This is a genomic window from Chryseobacterium oleae (assembly GCF_900115055.1).
GTDB lineage: Bacteria > Bacteroidota > Bacteroidia > Flavobacteriales > Weeksellaceae > Chryseobacterium > Chryseobacterium oleae.
Genome location: NZ_FOVD01000001.1, coordinates 725805 through 744534 on the forward strand (window position 1 = coordinate 725805; position 18730 = coordinate 744534).

Here is an 18730-nt window from a genome sequence, read left to right on the forward strand (position 1 = left end):
ATATAGAATATTAAATTCGCAATCAGCCCGTTTAATCATAAACATCAGAAAGTGTAGTAGTACTACTACTAACGATCGTTAGGCTTTATAATAATTGTAAATCAATCATTTATATGATTTTTAAAAAATGTACCGGGCATTATACATCCAAAATTTACTTGTCGTCAAAATACTTCTTAAGGTCCGAAATACTTTTGATCTTCAGCTCCTCAGCTTGTTTTCTGCGCATCATCAGGGCATAGGCATTATTAAAGCCAAGCGGTTTCAACCATTGAATTCCGTATTGCTTTTGAAACTCGACATTGACATAATCGTAGGTTTTATCAGCGTTTTGGGTTACCTCTTTCAGGGTCTGTTCAGATGGTTTTAAAAGGACCAGAAGCCCGGTTCCCGTATATTCAGGATAAAAATCAATGGCATCATTCACCAAAGCATCAAAACAGATTTTGGTTCCACCCAGCCCCGTTTTTGTTTCCACTTTATAGTCTGTGTAGCCTTCAATCAGCATTTTATACATTTCGGTGAGAATATATTGCTCACCAAAGATCTTCGAGCCAATGCGTATCGTCCCTGAATTTCCCTTCCTAGAGGTTTTGTATAATTTATTTTTAACTAAAAAATCCTTTGCAATTCTTTCCGGGGTCTGATGGAGCTGATCAGATTTGTAATTCAGATCCGTCATGATCGAATCATTAAATTGGTTGGCCAGCAGATTCAGGGTTTCTTCAAGTTCAGGAAATTTCTTTAATGTTTTTGTTTTAATGATGGGTGCTGCGAAGTACGGGGGAAATATTTTTTTATCATCATTCAGAACATAGAGGTCAAAAGCTTTGATCCTGCCGTCTGTAGAATATCCGCTGATCAGATCCAGTTCTTTTTCATAAGCCGCTTTGTACATTATGGCATCGTTGACAATCACCGGATTCACATTAAGATGATACACAGAACGTAAACCGAGATCGCCATCCTGTCTTCCCATAAATTCAGGGGTAAAACCTGCTTTAATACTGTTCTTAGAAACAGCGGTGAACAGATAAGCCGCTCCCACAATGATCAAAATAACCGGAACAATATACTTCAGTTTCTTGAACAACCGATATCCTGATCTCTGTACCAACGCAATCGTCTGATCCAGCAAAACAGCCAATAATGCGGCAGGAATGGCTCCCGCAAGGATCATATTTGTATTATTAAGAGAAATTCCGCCAAAGATAAATTCACCCAAACCACCCGCTGCGACAAATGATGCTAAAGTAGCCACTCCTACATTGATCACGGCTGCCGTTCTTATTCCTGCAATGATAACGGGCATCGCCAGGGGAAGCTCCACTTTAAAGAGAAGCTGGCTTTTATTCATCCCCATTGCTTTTGCGGCTTCAATAACGGTTGGGCTCACTTCTGTAATTCCCGTATACGTATTCCGGATGATGGGTAATAAAGCGTAGATCAGTAAAGCAACGATAGCCGGTTTGGCCCCGATTCCGAATGCAGGGATCATAAATCCTAGCAATGCAATACTCGGAATGGTCTGTAAAATACCCGCCACACCCAACACAGGGCTGGAGAGTTTTCTTTTCCTCGCAATCATTATTCCCAACGGTACGCCAATGATGATCGCCAGAATTAATGACAGAAACGTAAGTCCCAGATGCTGTACAACCTGGGTCAGTAATTTTTCCTGCTGTTCGATGATGAACTGCCAAAGACTTTGCTGCGTCATACGATCTGTAATTTTCTGTACTCATTAAAAGCCCTGATCAGCTTTTCGTAGTGGTCTGTATTTTTATGATCTGAACTTAATTTCTGTAAGGCCTCCCAAACATTCGTGTTTTCTGTCAGCTTAAATTCATTCAACAAATTATCAGAATTAAGTAAGCCACCGACCTCTTTCAGTGTTGCGATCTTATATTCCAGTAAAAGCCGGTTTTCAGCAAAAAAATCAATCACAAAATCGTTTTCAGGATGATAAAGCATTTCTTTAGGCGTTCCTGTCTGAATAATTTTCCCTTTGTCCATCAAACATATCCGGTGCCCCAGTTCAAAAGCTTCCTGCACATCATGGGTGACTAGGATAATGGTTTTATTTTTAAGTTCTTCCAGTGATTTAAATTCTGAATGAATATCAGCCTTTGTGATATTATCCAGCGCGCCGAAAGGTTCATCCATCAGCAAAACAGGTGTGTTGGCGATCAAAGCTCTTGCAATTCCCACTCTCTGCTGCTGGCCACCGCTCAGTTCATCCGGAAACCGTGAAAGGACTTCTTCGGAAAGATGAAGTTTGTCCAGCAGTTCTTGGGTTCTGTTTTCTGTTTTTTTCCGGTCCCATTTGAGTAATTCCGGAACGACAGCAATATTCTGCCTGATGGTATAATGAGGAAACAGGCCGGAATGCTGCATCACAAAACCAATGCCCATGCGCAGTTCTTCCGGTTTCTGATCCCGGATATTTTTACCGTCGATCAAAATTTGTCCGGAGTCTGCTTCTATAAGTCGATTGATCATTTTAAGCGTGGTCGTTTTTCCACACCCGCTGGTTCCCAGAAGCACCAGGATTTCCTGATCATGGGCCTGAAAAGAAATATGGTCAACGGCTGGTTTTCCGTTAAAGTTCTTTGAAACTGAATCAACTGTAATCATCGGCAACAATTATCGGGCAAGTCTGATTCCTGTGAACTGCCATTTCAGGTTGGTCTGGAAGAAGTTACGATAGGTATTTCTGCTGTGTCCGGGAGGTGTAGCATCGGATGCACCGCGTAAAACCATCTGATTAACCATGAATTTTCCGTTGTACTCTCCTACTGCTCCTGCTTCTTTTTTGAAACCGGGATAAGGCAGATAAGCGGAATTAGTCCATTCCCAGCGGCTTCCCCAATCGAAATGACCGGAAGCAACTTCCCATTCCGCTTCGGTGGGCAGGCGCATTCCTTTCCAGGAAGCAAAAGCAGAGGCTTCATAAAAACTGATGTGACAAACGACGTCATCAAGATCTAATTCCTGTAAACCGTTTAAGGTATAATTCATCCATTTTCCTTCAATCTGATGCCAGTACAATGGAGATGTTGCGTTATTCTGTCTGACCCAATCCCATCCTTCGGCATGCCAGTGTTTAAAATCCGAATAACCGCCGGCTTCCATAAATTCAAGGTATTCTCTGTTGGTGACTAACTGGTTGGCTATTTCAAAATCATTCAGAAAAACTTTATGTCTTCCCAATTCATTATCGAAACAGAAGCCTTCTCCGTCAAAACCTATTTCATACACACCTTCTGAAAATCCGATCATTTCTGCATTCCCCGGTTTTTCTTTTCCCGAAATATTTTCTTTTGTATAAGCCGGGAAAAGCGGATTGTGTCCTAAAATATATTTGATATCGGTAATTAATAGCTCCTGATGCTGCTGTTCATGATTTAAACCTAATTCCATCAGCGGTTCAACAGCTTCAGTCATGAACTGGCTCTGAAGAAAGATGCTCATATGTTCGTCTACATATTTTCTGTATTTGTAAATATCTGAAACGGAAGGACGGCTTAAATTTCCACGGTCGGTACGGATTACTCTCACTCCTATCGTCTCGTAATAGCTGTTGAAAACAAAATTATACTGCGGATCAAAAACCTTATAATCAGGGAAGTTCGGAACCAGGATAAAGGTTTCAAAAAACCAGGTGGTATGACCCAGATGCCACTTCGGAGGACTTACATCCACGATGGGCTGCACCACATAATCTTCTATTTCCAGAGGAGCACATATTTTTTCAGAATGCTTTCTGATATCTGTATATTTTTTTACTAAATCTGATGTTACTATATTCTGTGTCATGTTCTTTAGTTTTGGTGAGTTATTTCGGGCCGGGGATCTTTTTTATCGCGCAGATTGGACGGATAGAGCAGATTAAAAAAATAAAACTCTACATATTCTATTCGTTATTGTACCTGCCATACTGCATCTACAAACCATTTTTTGGAGTCTTTGATTTCTCCTGATTTTTTAAATCCTGATTTTTCTCTTAATTCCTCAATATTTTCGGCTGAAAATTTTTGTGAGATTTCCATATCAATCAGTTCATTTTCCTCAAATGAAATAGGGTCACTTCCTATGGTTACCGTTTGATTTTTCAGGCTTACTAGGAAGCTTTTACAAGCTCCGCTGATGGGATCATAGGTTTGATAATGCTGAAACTGCCCTAGATTAAAATCTGCATTGAGTTCCGTGTTGATGCGGGTCAGAAGATTAAGGTTAAATGCTGCTGTGATTCCTGTCTTATCGTTGTAGGCATTTAAAATTGTGTGAGGATTTTTCTTCAGGTCGAAACCTATCAAAACCCTGTCACCGGAAGCCAGATTCCGGTTCAAATCATAACAGAACTGATCCGCTTCCACGATACTCATATTCCCTATATTGCTTCCTAAAAACAGGATCACCTTCCTTCTTGACGATAACGAGGCTGCTTTCTGAAGCATGTCAAAATACTCGCCTTCAAGAGAGACTATTTCCAACCCGGGAAGTTTATCATTTAATTTTTCATTTAATTCTGTCAGAATATGGCCTGAAATATCGATCGGCATATAGGTAAATCCTGTCCCTTTTTCTACAAGATATTGGAGTAAAAACGTAGATTTCATCGCATCTCCTGCACCTAGTTCTATCAAATCAAAGGGTTCGTTTTCCGGAATGATCAGGCGGGCAAGATCTGCTGTTTTATTTTGGAAGATATCAAGTTCACATTGGGTAAGATAATATTCCGGCATGGCCATGATCTCCTGGAAAAGGCGGTCACCTGTTTCATCGTAAAAATATTTGGAGGACAACCTTTTAGGGTCGCTTTTTAAGCCTTCCAAAACATCTTCGCGAAAATGATCAACATGAATATCTTCAACCTTTGAATGTGGGTTTAACTGTAAATTCATATGTTTTAATTTGTGTGGGTTTTAGTTAAATACAACTATCTTGCCGCCTCAACATTAAATTCTATAAAAAATATACCTTCTACCCTTTAATTAATTTTAAATATACAGTTAATTTCAATAAGTGATTGATGAAAATCATTTAAATGAGTTCATAATTTTCTATTTCATCAATGTTTCCAAATCAATTGAAATAAAGACTATATTTGGACAAACTTATACAATAACTTCTACCATGAAAAAATGTCTGTATTGTTACCCGCAATGCTTTATTCCTTAATTTATTTAATTGATCTCATCAGATTGAAAAAATCCAAATTAAATATTGATCTCCAAAAGTTTCCACGTTCCGGTTATTCTCATAAAATATGTATAAAATACTGAAATCCAATTTAATCATAAGTGTATTATGCCTTGCTGCTTTTTGCTTTGCCCAAAAAAACAGAAATTCAAAAACAGATGTACAGCAAAAAATAAAACAAATCGATAACCTTGTAAAATCTGCCAATGAAGTCGGAATATTAAATGGTAATGTACTTGTTTCCTATCAGGATAAAATAATTTACAAAGCTTCAGTTGGGTTTACTGATGCTACAAAAACTACTCGATTAACGGATGAATACAGATTCCATTTAGGCTCTGTCACCAAAGAATTTAGTGCTGTCGCCTTGCTGCAGTTAGAAGAACAGGGAAAACTAAAACTTTCTGACCCGGTATCTCAATTCATTCCTGAACTTCCCGGCTGGGCCCAAGAAGTTACCATCAAAGATTTACTACAGTATACCAGCGGAATTCCCAATGTAAACTGGAAAACCATTAAAAATGACAAGGATATTTACAACGATTTGTTTTTAATTGATCAACTGTCTTTTAAACCGGGGACCGAATATGATTACAACAATAACAATCTTTTTCTGAGACAATTTATTATCGAACGTATTGCAGGGATTCCTTTTAAAACCTATGTGGAAAAATATCTTTTTCTTCCTTTGAAAATGAATTCCACCATCATGACTCCCTTTGAGACAGATAAAAATATCGCTCATGGATTTAACAATCAGGCGGTACCGGATCGTGCAGAATTGCCTATAACCGGTGGAACTTATACTACGACTTCTGATTTACTGAAATGGGCAGACAGTCTGCATTCAGGAAAAGTGGTCAACAAAGATTCGTTGTATGAATTAGGTCAGAATTTTCCTATTTCCGACAGCCAGTCTGCATTGGGAAATACCCGGTTTGAAAATAAAAACTTAAAAGAACATGCTCACGATGGAAGAGCCGGAAATTTTGAGGCGCTCTTATTTTCAGATGTTGAAAAGAAAACAACGATCATTTTACTGGGCAATAATTACAACGGAAAACTTTTTGACATTTCAGAAGCCATCAATGCCATCCTAAAAAACGAAAATTTTAAAGTTCCACAAAAATAAGGAATTCTTTATTTATAAGGTGTTAAGATTATTTTGGCTGTGTTAGCTCATATTCAATTTCTCCGTAACTTAAATCTGCGATTTTCACAAAATGGAGCCGCTCCAGAAGTTTCATAGCAGGACCATTTTCCCTACTTGTAGCTGCCCAAATGCGTTTGAGTCCTATTGTATTCAGTCCGAAATCAATAGCGAGTGACATTCCGTCGGTCATATACCCCTGACCGTAATATTGGGGTAATAAAACACAACCCAACTCACCTTCTCCCTGATCCAGTCCACGATAGTAGCCACAGGTTCCAACGATTTGAAGGGTTTCATTATCTACAATTCCCCAATGAATGGAATTCCCGTCCAGATAATCCCGATCGATCCTGGCCTGCATTTCCGCAGCCTGTTCAACAGTTTCTGCCTGAACAGCATCATAAAACGAAATTTCAATCAGGTCCGGAATATCAGCATCCATAATTTGGCGTAATGATACTCTGCTGCCTTTCACATTTGGAAAATCGTTGAACTGAAATTGTTTCATGATGTAAAATTGTATTAGTTTTGAACATGATCATTCATAGAATTGCTCCTATGAACTCTATGGATTACAATTCACTAAAAATACCATTAATTTTAATATCAGAAGAAAAATGCCGTTCAATCCATCTCTCCTAACTGAAAAACTGCATCACCGGGACTTTGATTTTTTTATTTTCAATGAAAATATTTCCGAAATTATTTTCAACGGAGATGAGATTATTCTTAAGGTCATCCGGGTGCAAAAAAGCGAAATACCAGATTTCACTTCGTTTATCATTTCAGCCATGGGAGTTTCAGGATCAGATGAGCGGGATATTCAAAACGCAAGTATTATTTCAAGCGATCAAGCATCAATGCAACAAACAATCACTGATTTTCAAATCTATTGGAAAATCGATCTGGCTATTGAAACGTATATCAAAGGTGACATTCAACATATCTATGAAATGGATACCGAACCCAGTAAAAATGGCTATGGCAGCGAGATAAGCTATGGTATTGAGACCACAACTTCTTTTGTTTACTTTTTTACGCATCACTTTTACTATTGATAATTGATAGGTGATGAATGATCATTGATTAATTGATGGCGATCATAAAAAAAATCCTTACAGGTTTTGAAAACTTATAAGGATTGTGGCTAATCTATTTAACTTGGGGAAGATATGAGCTTTTTTTACGCAAAGTTCTATGAAAAGTACTTTTGAGTTGGAGGAAGCAAAGGGTTCGACTTCGTCGCTGATGAAACTTCCGGATATAACATCTGCTTAGTCGAATCAATGAAATTGATTCCGCCTTTGCTTCCCTTTATCAATAGTATAATCAATTTCTTTGCGTTAAAAAAGCTCACCTTTTTCCAAAGTTTTGAAATTGATACCTGGATTTTAATAACTTCCCTCTTCGAGCTTCAGTCTTCCCATCATAACTGAATATCTTATCCCGAACTTAGGTCAACTCATAACTCATCATTTAAAACTCATCACTCTTGAAACACTATTTCCTCGGAATTTCCGGACGCGGCATTTTATAATAACTTCCTGAAATGCTTTTCAGAAAGGCTACGACGGCATCCACTTCCTGTTCATTGAGTTTTAACGGTTTCATCAAATGGTCTGTGACCGGAAAATTAGGGTCTGCTTTCTTTTCTTCGGGACTTGGATTGATCATCTGCATTCCGCTGTTGTAGAGGCTGACAATACCATACAGATCGTCCATCAGGCCATTGTGCATCCACGGAGCGGTATAATCCAGATCTCTTAAAGAAGGCGTCTTGAATTTCCCTACATCCTCTGCTTTTTTGGTAATATGGTACAGTCCCAGATCTTCATATTCTCTTTTGTAATAGGTAAGACCAATATTGTGGAATGATTCATCCGTGAGGTTTTTCCCGTTGTGACAGTTCATGCATCTTGCTTTGGTTCGGAATAAATGCATCCCGTAAATTTCCTTGTCGCTTAATGCTTTATGGTCTCCTTTTATGAATTTATCCAGTCTGCTCGGCTGGCTTCTGATGGTTTTCTGAAAGACGGCTAAAGCCTTAGCTATTTTATCGAAAGTAATTTTATCGGTCTGATAAACGTCTTTAAAAAGCTGTCTGTATTCCGTGAGTTTAGACAATTTTCCGGCTAGTTTTTCCGGCTTCATATTCATTTCATTGTGTGCGGAAATAGGTCCTACCAGCTGCTCTTCCAGTGTTTTGGCTCTTCCGTCCCAGAAATAAGAGGTTCTGTCTGCAATATTAAACAGCGATTGCGTATTTCGTTTCCCCTGTAAATGATCATGCCCCAATGCGACTTCCTGGCGATCTGCCCAACCCATTTCGGGATTGTGGCAGCTGCTGCATGAGATCTGGCTGGATGCTGAAAGTTTAGGATCAAAAAACAGTTTCTTTCCGAGCATGACTTCAGGAAGTTCCTGCGTATCGTAATAATTAGAATCCCAATCTATCGCTTCAAATTCCTTCCAGTTGACGCCTGCATCTATAGTAGGCGCAGGCCAGTATTTCACAGGCTTTTTGTACTGTTCTATGACTTCTCCATAATCTACTCTGTATTGCTGCATGGTGTTCTGCATAAAAAGGAAAACAATGGCTCCTATCAGCAAAATGACTTTAAATCCTGACAACTTCATGATCTTTCTGTTTTTAAAAAATAGTTCCTATCGTGGCAGCAAAATAGCTATTGCTTCCATTCTGAAAATGGCTGTATATGACTTTTCCTCCTGCGAATGCATTCTTAACAACGGGTAGCGTAAAATGAAAATTTACATCAACCTTCGCTTGCCAGAAATCCGATGACTGAAAAGCATAATTCTTCTGCAACATCTGGTTAATGGATGGTTTTCCCGAATTATTGAAAAGTCCGCTTTTCTTGTACACATCCGTCACGGAAACTCCCAGAGAAACCGAAAGAGCCAAATCGCGGCTAAAAGTTTTCAGCCACTGGTAATTGGCACCGTAGATCATTCTGTTCAGCTCAACGACAGACAATGGATTGCTGTATTTCTCTTTTTCCTGAACCCAGCCGAAGAAAGGGACCAGTGAAGATTTTACATTCGTATTTTCAATCTGCAGAAGCCCTTTAAGAATGACATTATTGATTTTATGATTGTATCTTTCTACAGTTCCGATCCGGATATAGTTTCTGGAATTTTCATTCAGGAATAAGTTTTCCGTTCCTTTTCTTTCCGTGCTGCTAGCGTCGGCTGAAATTCCCCAGACGATTTTTCCGGTATTAAAAAACTTCCCGATTGAGACATTCAACCGTTGTTCATCAATTTTTGAGGCGTTGAGATCTGTATATTCGGTCAGGAATTTCTCCATATTGATTTTTTTAAATCCCAGATTAAGATACCAGTTTCTGTTGCTGGCTTCGAAAATCTGTAAACCTCCCCCGTAAGACCAGCCTTCGTAATAGGCCTGACGAAGTTTCCCGGAAAGCAGCTCGTTGTAATTCCCCAATCCATTCATATTGTAGATCATAGGAAATCCCTGGTTGCTGACAAAGCTCAAATAATGTTTCTGGGTGTATTTCTCTCCTTCTACATAGGCTCCGACTTTAAATTTTTCGAAGATCAGCTTATTGGCTCCCAGTGCTAACGAAAAGTTGGCCGATGTATTTTTCGGCCTTGGATCTATATTCCTGTAGCTTAAATTGGCTCTGTAACTCCCGGTAATCCCGATTGTATAAGAATTAATCGCTTTTGAATAGCCTCCTGAAAAGCTGTAGTTCTCAAATTTCATATCTCCTCCCACACTGTCGGCGGCTACATATGGATAAATCAGGTCATAATCTGCATTTTCGTTCCATACCATCTGTTTGGTTTTTCCTTTGGTATAGGAAGCACTGCCCCAAACCATTGTTTTAGAATCCAGATTTTGTAAGGAATGAGCTTCAGCGCCCCACAGATTTTTCCCTTTTCCTTTCTGTTGAATTTCATTAGGAGTGTCTGTGTTTTCTGTCAGCAGCCTGAAGGTCGTGATATTGTACTTCCTTGCACCTAACTTATTGGCAGGATTGGCATTGAGATTTTCTTTAAATAGCCTTTCATAACTGTACTCCTCACGAACTTTTTCCATGATGGAATCATTCACCTGAGCCTGAAATTTAACGCAAAACAACAATGCAGACAGCGATAATAGGGAACGAAAATTTTTCATTTTAGTTAAATAATGAAGGTTTTACCCCATGTTCAAAATCCGCTGTGGAATTGTTCGTGTCTTTAAAAAGATTTTTACCTTCCACATTCTTTCCGATTACTTTTCTGCGGACCGATTTTCCAAAACGGCTTTTATCTCCATCAAATGCACTTACCGAAGTCCATCCCATATCCAATGACGGCGAAGTCACCACCCACTGAAAAGAATCCTGTACACTTAAGTTCACCGCGTCTGTGATCCATTCATTCGGGATTTTAACGGCAGTTCCATCCATCGGGTATGTTTCTCCTCCAAACGTAAGCGTATATTGGTAGGTGTATGAATTCTGAGCAACCAGAGCATCACTGGTCATCCCCTGAGGCATACGCGCCAGAGCATAAGCATAATATCCCTGCGTATGAATCACCATTTTTTCAAAGACGTTCACCATTTTCGGAACGGCCGGATTGTCGATGTCATCTGAATCTTCTTTAAAAATCTGGAAGTTGGCATTAGAAAGATTAATGGATAAGCTATTAAATTCCTTGTGATTGATGGCATCCTCAGCAATGATAATCGATTCACCAGCTTTTACCGGATACGTATTTCCTGTTCCCGGAATTCTAATGATCGCTCCGGCAGATAAGGTACTTGCCATGATATTAGGCATGTAATCCTGTTTTTCGTTTGTCATAAAAGCTGACTGGATCAACAGCATTCCATCCGCATATAAGGTCTGGTCTGTATTGTTGGTGATTTTAAAATATTGGTCTCCGAAGTACATCGCGCCTTGCGGTGTTTTGGTTCCTGTGAAAAATACTTCCTCCAGAATAAGATCGCTGCTTCCTGATTTTAAGGCTAAATCGATTGTTTTGTTGACCTCGCTGCCATTGATGACAACGCCTGTCTGTACTCCACTTACTTTAGCTTCTATAAGTTCGGCATTATTGGTGTAAACGACTGTTCCTTCTGCCGTTATATGATAGGTTCCGGAAGGAAGAACTACCTGTAAAGTATGGGTATTTTTAATTTCCTGAGTCGTGGTAAATCCGGTGTTCAGTTCTTTGAAAGTTACCGTAAGATGTTTGTATTCTTTCACCTGAATATCTGCGGGAACTACTTTAAGTTCCAATTTTAATGAAGTCTGTGATTCCGGCGAATCTGAATCTGAAGAACAGGCCGTAAAGCTGACCAAAGCACATAATACGATCAGTGTTCGTAATAATTGTTTTAACATAGTGTATTGAATTGAATTTGTTTATAAATTGAAATTGATCTCCATTCCGAAGTAGGGATCCTGAGCACCTTTCCTGTTGATGGTTACTCCATTCACCGAGTAAGGTGCGTAATAACTGAATAGCCTGCTCGCAAACATGGAAACCACAATAGCTTTATTTCTGAAGCTTTTGGTGACTTTCAGATTAAGATTCATTTCCATCGGCCGTCTGGTTGTATTGTAGAGATCGTTATTCTGAGCGATCATTAAACTTTCAAGAATGGTTCCCTGAGCTGCTTCCGGATTGAATGGAAATATATTCCCGTTCTGATCTACATAATGGCTGGGAACGCCGTTCATAGGAGACAGTTTCCTCATCGAATACCACGAAAACTGAAAAGAGGATGAAAATACAAGATCCAGCTTGGGAATATACGTATCCAGCATAAGATTGGTATTCAGGACTTCATTAACGGAATTCGGTTCCATGCCTTCGTACAATCCGAGGTAAGGATAAGGTCTTCCGTTGATGGTTAAATCTCTGGTTCTGTATACCGGCATACTGTTGCCGTATTTTGTACGGAACCACGCTCCATTCAGCGTAAAACGGGTATTGATCACCGGAATACGGTTGGAGGAATATTGAAACTCTATTCCTTCTTTATCAATTCTGCTTCCGTTTCGTTGGGTTGTGTAGAGAAAATTTTCATTGATGGTCTGATAAGGAAGTGTATTCACATCCGGTGGCCCCGTCATTCCATCATGATGAAGACCTGAGGTGTCATATTTTTTGTACTGATATCCCGCATACTGATTCATAGAACGGAAAGCATTGTCCATATTTTCTTTAAAAACCGTCACTGATAACTGGTGTAGTCCCAAGCTAAAATCCATCCTTGCTTCAAACTTTTCGTTCACGGCAGGTTCTATTTCAAGGTTTTGAGGATTATAGATCATGGTTTTATAATTCACCCTTCTGTAATTTGGATTGTTGTGAAAATAATTCAGCTGTTGGACATCTTTGTAAACCAGTTCCGGGTACAAAAGGTTCAGATCCGGAAATAGACTTTGCTTTCCATAACCCAACGTTAAAGCAATCTGCGCTTTTTTATTCGATATCTGAAAGGAAGGAAATTCCCACTGAAGGTTGGCTCTTGGATCGGCATATACTTTTCCGTTCATTGTAAAGTTGGAAGGAAGATTCTGCATCGAATTTCCTCTTATTCCCAATGCTACGATCAGCTTATTTTTACCCAGATCTACCGTACTGATGGATTCCAGAAATAAGGCGGCTGTACTGTAAGCAGGAACATCTCGGTAAGCACGTGGTCTGAATGTAGCTTTTGGATCAATAGGTCTGTAAACGTCAAACTGCTGTCCGCTGCCCCAGTTTTTACTTAGCTGCCAGTCGAAACCTGCATTGAATTCATTTTTAAACCGTTTATAATCAAGCTGGAAGTTGTTCACCATTTTCACAAATACATCAAGAGGCTTCCCGTCTACCTGATAATCTGAAATATATTGAGCCTTCGGATAATAACCGTCATACTCTCCTTCCGTTCCGGATAAAGGAAAAGCCGTTGCATTCTCCAGCTGGATAAATTTGGTCTGTTTTATTTTGTCAAACCTTTGATTGAACGTCGCCTGAATTTCTGTAGACCGATAAAATGAAGGTTCTGTTTTCGTGTAACTGATCAAATTAGACAAACTGAACATATGATTATTCACTTCATAAGAATTCAGTTCGGACAGGTCTACATCCGGATCAGATTTTGAACCGTCGAGTGAACCGGTGTAGCTCAGGTGAGACTGCCACCTGAAAGTGCCTTTATCGTATTTTTTATCTTTGGACACCGCCAGATTGGCTGTGATTCTTTTATAGTTTTCAAGTCTGTCTCTTGGATCAGATTTCGCATCCAGATAATCCAGACCGGTATTGATTTTCAGGTCGCCTTCTTTGTTCTCAAAACCTTTGCTTACCGCGAAAAGTTTGCTGTACCCATCTGCTTTAAATCTGGCTTTCCACTTGGAATATCCTGATTTATTGGTGATCTTCACAATTCCTGAAGTCAGGTTTCCATACACCACAGAAGGAATTCCCCGCAATATTTCCACACTTTCAATCTGATCTGTAGAAATACTCCGCATATCTACACCGCTTGTTATATTCAGCCTTCTTTTCAGTCCGTTGTTGCTTTTATCTAAAAAATCGTAGCTGTACTGAAGATTGGCTCCTGAATTCAATGGAGCACCATCCACCAGAAACGTCGTTCCCATCGATGAGGTGTTGTAATCACTTCCCGGATTTCCCGTTTCCCGAAGATGAATCTTATTCACCTGGTTCAAAACCGGATCGCCGGATCTTCCACCGGGAAGCAGCTCCAAAAGATCAGTAAAACTCGAAGGCTGAAGGTGCTGCATCGCCCTCTGACCGATAACAGATGATGAGGTCAGGCCCTTCCCTTCTTTGGCGGTAATCACCACTTCTTCAATACTATTGATCTTTTCAGTGAGATAAACGGTAAAAGTTTCCGATTTACTAACCGTTATTTTATGGGAATAGCCAAGATTGTTATTCTTCCTGATTTCTACTTTATAGCTGCCCGGAATTGCTTGCAATACAGCTATTCCTTTATCATTAGTGAAAACTGTATATTGGTTTTCATCCGACTGCATTTTTATTTCCGAACTCTCAGCAGATCCGAAATTGTGATCTTTAACCTCAAAAGTAATAGTTACACTTCTGTCCTGTGATTTGAACGCGGAAACAGTAAGAAAGAAGAAAAGAAAACTGAAAAATTGGAATTTAAAAGTAAATTTTGAAACATTATTTAACATCAAGCATTATTCTTTCGGCAAAGTTAGGAGCCTCAAAACAGCTTTACTAATTTTATTTAGAATAATTTAAAATAATTGATATAAATCATTTTGCTTGTTTTTAAAAAGTGAATTATTTAAATGAACAAAGCTTTTTTAAAATCAATTACGGATTTCCACAATAAAAATAAAAATTAAATAAACAAATTTGCATCCAACATTAAAACAGTGCCAAATGCTAAAAAAAATATTTTCAATATCAGCAATCGCTTTTATTACAATCACATCATATGGTCAGGAGGTAAAAAAAGAAGCCGAAACTGCAAAAACTAAAATGGATGTTTTCGCATCAAAAACCGGAAGCATTACAAAATTTGTAGATACAAAATTACCCAATCTAAAAACATCCTATGATGCAACAGAAACTAGAATAAGAAAAATATCAAATGGGGCTTTAAATGGTTATTTTTATCAACTTGTAAAAGAAGGGAAATACAGTAATACAACTGCATCAATAGAATATACTGATTTGATTGAAGTCTTAAAAGCTATAAAAGTCTTAAAAGAAAATGTCACTAATGATATTACTGCTAATCCAGATTATATGGAGAATAAATTCGTTACTGTAGATGGATTTCAAGTCGGATATTTCGTGAGTAAAGGAAAAGCGAGTTGGTACATTAAATTAGAAAAGTATGGTTCTGACAATACATTGTTTATTGATAATGGTGATATTATAGAAAATGCATTTAATGAAGCTAAAAATAAGATTGATGAACTTAAGAAATAAATTCACTGTTGATTAAGCAAATAGTTCTTACCCATCGATTTCAACACTAAGAAATCCTATCATCTATTTCATTAAAGAATTTCCCTCGTATTTCATTTTATTGATCAGAGGATTGGCATACATCGCTAAGAAAAATTCTTTTGAAACAGCATCGGAAGGGTCGATTCGCATATCCAATCTGCGGACAAACAATTGCTTTTCCTGTTCTGTATATTCTGAGGCGTAGGTATCAGTCTGGTGAAGCAGATCATAGGCAATAAACTTGGTCGGCCAAAGCTTATAGTTCTGTATGATGGAATCGTCAATGATCTGGGCAATGGCCTGCAGTTGCTTATTTTTGTTTTCAAAATTCACTGCAATATCATCCAGTTCTTTATCCAGTACAGTGCCGGCATGCAGATGAATTCTTTTCTTTTGACCCAATACACCACTCAACATGGTCATAAAATCTTCATCTTTTCCTTTAACATACTCCTCATCTCTGTGCTTGGCCAGAAGCTGAGGCATCTTTAAGGAATCGGTAGGATCGTATTCGTAAGATATGGATATAGGAACTATTTTCAGTGTTTTAAAATAATCGGTCAAAGAAAGATCTCCGGCTGCCATCGCAAGCATTTTCAAAACACCTTGCTGGGTAGCATCATTCCCGTCTTTGGTACGGCCTTCACGTTGGGCGATCCAAACGGAACGTTTTTCAACATGCAGAAGCTGCTCAATATACTCGGACATGATCTGGGAACTCTTCAGCTGCTCACGGATCGGCAGACCTCTCTGAACTAAAAAGTTACGGTTCAGTTTGGCCAGTACATGTAAAAATGTTTTTTGAACAAGATTATCCCCGATCGCAGAAGAGGTCATGATGAAGTCTTTTTCCAGCAATACCAGATTCAGCAGCGAAGTATCCAAAACAATATCCCTGTGATTGGAAACGAAAAGATAAGGTGTATTTTTATCCAGCAGTTCAAATCCGGAAGTCGTTAAGCCCTCTGAGCTCTTCGCCAAGATCTGACGAATGGTGTAGGCAATAAAATTGTGCTGAAAATCACTTGTAGAATGAATATTTTTAAACTGTTCACGCCAAACCTGTTTATCCACATCAGGAAAGGTGAAACCCATCAGCGCTTTCATCATCGGATCACGGGCTATTCCCCGTAATGCTTCATTTACTTCACTATCATAGAAAGGCCTGATTTCATCGAACTTCGACATGCAATTATTTAAAAATTAAAACTATTTTGCAAAAGAACAAAAATTTATCGAGGATAGGTTACAATGTTTGTTAAAGTATTATGATTTACGTTTAAGTTTAGGATGGCAGTCTGTTTTTGTAAATAGGATTTAGAGGATTACCTGCAAAATTTGGTGAGCGGGTAATGTTTTTTAACGCAAAGAAATTGATTAACCTAGTTATAAAGGATGCAAAGTCGGAATCAATTTCATTGATTCTGATTAAGAGAATGAATAGAGATCGCATGATTTTAAAATTTCATGCGGATTAACTTTTACTTCTTCGAATCAATACTTCATCCACGCTATTTTTTTAACGTTACAGCTTCCTAAACCGGTGAAACAGTTTAAAAGAGACCCATTATTTTACTTTTTCCAGCAGATATAATTTAGCCCCGGAAAATGCCAGTTTAGGCATCAGATTTCCTTCCAGCACCATCGTTTTGTTGTTGACGTCAATCACTGAAATATAATTATTGGAATTGTATTCGATATAGTTTTCCTTCTCTTTCGTGACCGGATTTTTCCCGAATTCCATTGAATATTTTACCCAGTCTTCTTTTTCAGCACTGCAGTGTACCGGTTTGAATTTGGATTTTTTGGCTTTGAAAATAATCTGATCGAAACCTTCCGCACAGTCTGAAGTAAAAGAGCTTTCCGGATTCTGATCATTCGTAAAGTCTTCAAAAGAACCTTTGTACGCCCCTACTACTTTCCAGGTCCCATCCACACGGTCTTCATCTATTTTTCCTTTGGCTTTGCTTACGGCCCAGCTGATCCCGTTGACCGTTCCTTTTACCGCTTTGTAGCTTACGTTAACGGCTCCTTTTACTACTTTGGCAGCAGTGGATACGACGCATGAGTTGAGGATGAGGGCGGCTGAGGCAAGGATTATTATTTTTTTCATATCATCAAGTTTATAAGATGCGAAGATAAGATTTTAAAAATATTGTATTGATTACGGGAACGTAATTTACTAGGGTTTAGTTTTTCAGGATGAATTCATCAAGGGAAAATAAAAACAGCAAAAACTTTACGCCTTTGCTGTCTCTGGTTGTAATTATAAAATACTCAAGATTACTTTTAAACAAAAAGGTTATCACATTTCGGAACCATTAATTCTTATTTCATGGTTTTTATTTTTTATTAATTTTAAATGGTTTTGATATCATTACTGATTTCCGGCCACGCAAACCCTACTCCTCCATGCTGGTATCTTTCTGTTTCCAGATAAAAAGAATTCACCCCCTGAAGCCCAACTCCTGCGTAATACACGAACTTATCTACATATTCCTGATATTCACCGAACTCGCGGTACTCAGCGTGTAAGGCAAGTACCTTGGCCAATTCTTCATTATGGATTTGAAATGCCTGTTCGCAGGCGTCCTTCAGTGAGAGATTATATTCTTGCTGCAATACAAAAACCAGGTTAAAAACCTCTGTTCCCTTCGCCATTTCTTTTGGAAGAGAGTGAATATCATTTTGCCATGCAACCACCAGGGTCATATGAGAGATCATTTTCTGAACGACGATATGTTCAAAAATATGTTCGGGAAGCACGAGACCTGATTCAATCTCACCCAGGATCAGATAGGGACGCATAAGAACAGAATATTCACGAATGGTTTTGAAAAGCGTGAGTGACGGTGGACGTTGGGCTATCTTATAAGGATACTCCAACTCGATCCCGTATCTGAAGGATTGATAAAAATAGTAAATAAAGCGTTCAACCCATATATCGGGCATTAAGGCACGGAATTCATCTCTGATCAACGCCATATGCTGATAAAGTGCATTTTCTTCCGATTTTGGCTCTGCTCCTCTTAAAATGTCTACACAACGGGTCCGTAGCTGTTGGATTTCCTCCAGCGAGGAATGTTCCACCTGATCGTCAAGAGCCACGTACTGAAGCATAAATCTGTTACAGGGAATAGTCTGTTCATAGGTCAGGTCCGGCCACATACGCGCGGTGCACATGTGCAGCCTCATTCTTTTGTATGTTTTTCGTTGTTTTTCGGTCAGGAAAGTGTAGTCATTGTCAATCCAGCCATCCATATCTTTTCCCATCTGTTCTGCATGCGGATTAATAAGGTCGGGCCATGGATAATGACCACGGGGCAGATAGTCTTTTGAATTATATTCTTCCGGTTTCATCTTGTTTAAGTTTTAAGTTTGTAG

At 38.8% G+C, this 18730-nt stretch carries 15 protein-coding genes; 3 read left to right on the plus strand and 12 right to left on the minus strand.

Annotation, left to right across the window (positions count from 1 at the left end):
- Positions 1 to 154 precede the first annotated feature (154 nt).
- The 4 genes from BM143_RS03225 to BM143_RS03240 all read right to left on the minus strand — a co-directional run bounded on the left by BM143_RS03225 (position 155) and on the right by BM143_RS03240 (position 4907).
- Positions 155 to 1720, minus strand: a complete 1566-nt coding sequence (locus tag BM143_RS03225) for an ABC transporter permease/substrate-binding protein (protein ID WP_090022914.1) — start codon at positions 1718 to 1720, stop codon at positions 155 to 157.
- Positions 1717 to 2637, minus strand: a complete 921-nt coding sequence (locus BM143_RS03230; RefSeq protein ID WP_090022916.1) for an ABC transporter ATP-binding protein — start codon at positions 2635 to 2637, stop codon at positions 1717 to 1719. Before BM143_RS03230 ends, BM143_RS03225 begins: the two co-directional genes overlap by 4 nt.
- Positions 2638 to 2646: 9 nt before the next feature.
- Positions 2647 to 3819, minus strand: a complete 1173-nt coding sequence (gene egtB / locus BM143_RS03235) for an ergothioneine biosynthesis protein EgtB (RefSeq protein ID WP_090022918.1) — start codon at positions 3817 to 3819, stop codon at positions 2647 to 2649.
- Between the two features lie 104 nt (positions 3820 to 3923).
- On the minus strand, positions 3924 to 4907 hold the full coding sequence (locus BM143_RS03240; protein ID WP_090022920.1) for an L-histidine N(alpha)-methyltransferase: 984 nt from the start codon (positions 4905 to 4907) through the stop codon (positions 3924 to 3926).
- A gap of 365 nt (positions 4908 to 5272) precedes the next feature.
- Here BM143_RS03240 and BM143_RS03245 point away from each other — a divergent pair, with 365 nt between their 5' ends.
- Positions 5273 to 6337, plus strand: a complete 1065-nt coding sequence (locus BM143_RS03245) for a serine hydrolase domain-containing protein (RefSeq protein ID WP_090022922.1) — start codon at positions 5273 to 5275, stop codon at positions 6335 to 6337.
- Positions 6338 to 6365: 28 nt separating this feature from the next.
- Here BM143_RS03245 and BM143_RS03250 read toward each other — a convergent pair whose 3' ends face one another.
- Entirely contained in the window at positions 6366 to 6866 is a 501-nt protein-coding gene (locus tag BM143_RS03250; protein ID WP_090022924.1) for a GNAT family N-acetyltransferase, read from the minus strand.
- 109 nt (positions 6867 to 6975) lie between these two features.
- Between BM143_RS03250 and BM143_RS03255 the strand changes: the two genes are divergently transcribed.
- Positions 6976 to 7416, plus strand: a complete 441-nt coding sequence (locus BM143_RS03255; protein ID WP_090022925.1) for a hypothetical protein — start codon at positions 6976 to 6978, stop codon at positions 7414 to 7416.
- 442 nt (positions 7417 to 7858) lie between these two features.
- On the opposite strand, the gene BM143_RS03260 is transcribed toward BM143_RS03255, so the two are convergent.
- Genes BM143_RS03260 through BM143_RS03275 form a run of 4 tightly spaced genes read right to left on the minus strand, consistent with a single transcriptional unit; the run spans position 7859 to position 14556 of the window.
- Positions 7859 to 8995, minus strand: a complete 1137-nt coding sequence (locus BM143_RS03260) for a cytochrome-c peroxidase (protein ID WP_090022927.1) — start codon at positions 8993 to 8995, stop codon at positions 7859 to 7861.
- Positions 8996 to 9008: 13 nt separating this feature from the next.
- Entirely contained in the window at positions 9009 to 10523 is a 1515-nt protein-coding gene (locus BM143_RS03265; protein ID WP_090022929.1) for a DUF6850 family outer membrane beta-barrel protein, read from the minus strand.
- A 1-nt stretch (position 10524) separates the two neighbouring features.
- Positions 10525 to 11739, minus strand: coding sequence for a DUF4876 domain-containing protein (locus BM143_RS03270; protein WP_090022931.1), 1215 nt, complete (start codon positions 11737 to 11739; stop codon positions 10525 to 10527).
- A gap of 21 nt (positions 11740 to 11760) precedes the next feature.
- A complete protein-coding gene (locus BM143_RS03275) occupies positions 11761 to 14556 on the minus strand; it encodes a TonB-dependent receptor plug domain-containing protein (RefSeq protein WP_090022934.1) in 2796 nt (931 codons plus the stop codon).
- Positions 14557 to 14770: 214 nt separating this feature from the next.
- On the opposite strand from BM143_RS03275, the gene BM143_RS03280 reads away from it, so the two are divergent.
- Positions 14771 to 15325 (plus strand): hypothetical protein, encoded by a 555-nt coding sequence (locus BM143_RS03280; protein ID WP_090022936.1) that lies wholly within the window; start codon positions 14771 to 14773, stop codon positions 15323 to 15325.
- 63 nt (positions 15326 to 15388) lie between these two features.
- Here the strand turns inward: BM143_RS03280 and BM143_RS03285 are convergent, their stop codons facing one another.
- From BM143_RS03285 to BM143_RS03295, 3 genes are all read right to left on the minus strand, one after another.
- The gene (locus tag BM143_RS03285) at positions 15389 to 16534 is read right to left on the minus strand and encodes a 1-acyl-sn-glycerol-3-phosphate acyltransferase (RefSeq protein WP_090022938.1); all 1146 of its coding nucleotides are present in this window, start codon (positions 16532 to 16534) and stop codon (positions 15389 to 15391) included.
- Between the two features lie 379 nt (positions 16535 to 16913).
- The gene (locus tag BM143_RS03290) at positions 16914 to 17459 is read right to left on the minus strand and encodes a hypothetical protein (RefSeq protein WP_090022940.1); all 546 of its coding nucleotides are present in this window, start codon (positions 17457 to 17459) and stop codon (positions 16914 to 16916) included.
- Between the two features lie 245 nt (positions 17460 to 17704).
- Positions 17705 to 18706, minus strand: a complete 1002-nt coding sequence (locus BM143_RS03295; protein WP_090022942.1) for a terpene synthase family protein — start codon at positions 18704 to 18706, stop codon at positions 17705 to 17707.
- Between the last annotated feature and the right edge of the window lie 24 nt (positions 18707 to 18730).

Bases quoted from the DNA above. Each gene is read 5' to 3' on its own strand.
- BM143_RS03225 (WP_090022914.1), bottom strand. From the start codon at position 1,720: ATGACGCAGCAAAGTCTTTGGCAGTTCATCATCGAACAGCAGGAAAAA.
- BM143_RS03285 (WP_090022938.1), bottom strand. From the start codon at position 16,534: ATGTCGAAGTTCGATGAAATCAGGCCTTTCTATGATAGTGAAGTAAAT.
- BM143_RS03260 (WP_090022927.1), bottom strand. From the start codon at position 8,995: ATGAAGTTGTCAGGATTTAAAGTCATTTTGCTGATAGGAGCCATTGTT.
- BM143_RS03295 (WP_090022942.1), bottom strand. From the start codon at position 18,706: ATGAAACCGGAAGAATATAATTCAAAAGACTATCTGCCCCGTGGTCAT.
- BM143_RS03280 (WP_090022936.1), top strand. From the start codon at position 14,771: ATGCTAAAAAAAATATTTTCAATATCAGCAATCGCTTTTATTACAATC.
- BM143_RS03230 (WP_090022916.1), bottom strand. From the start codon at position 2,637: ATGATTACAGTTGATTCAGTTTCAAAGAACTTTAACGGAAAACCAGCC.
- BM143_RS03265 (WP_090022929.1), bottom strand. From the start codon at position 10,523: ATGAAAAATTTTCGTTCCCTATTATCGCTGTCTGCATTGTTGTTTTGC.
- BM143_RS03290 (WP_090022940.1), bottom strand. From the start codon at position 17,459: ATGAAAAAAATAATAATCCTTGCCTCAGCCGCCCTCATCCTCAACTCA.
- BM143_RS03270 (WP_090022931.1), bottom strand. From the start codon at position 11,739: ATGTTAAAACAATTATTACGAACACTGATCGTATTATGTGCTTTGGTC.
- BM143_RS03250 (WP_090022924.1), bottom strand. From the start codon at position 6,866: ATGAAACAATTTCAGTTCAACGATTTTCCAAATGTGAAAGGCAGCAGA.
- egtB (WP_090022918.1), bottom strand. From the start codon at position 3,819: ATGACACAGAATATAGTAACATCAGATTTAGTAAAAAAATATACAGAT.
- BM143_RS03245 (WP_090022922.1), top strand. From the start codon at position 5,273: ATGTATAAAATACTGAAATCCAATTTAATCATAAGTGTATTATGCCTT.
- BM143_RS03240 (WP_090022920.1), bottom strand. From the start codon at position 4,907: ATGAATTTACAGTTAAACCCACATTCAAAGGTTGAAGATATTCATGTT.
- BM143_RS03275 (WP_090022934.1), bottom strand. From the start codon at position 14,556: ATGTTAAATAATGTTTCAAAATTTACTTTTAAATTCCAATTTTTCAGT.
- BM143_RS03255 (WP_090022925.1), top strand. From the start codon at position 6,976: ATGCCGTTCAATCCATCTCTCCTAACTGAAAAACTGCATCACCGGGAC.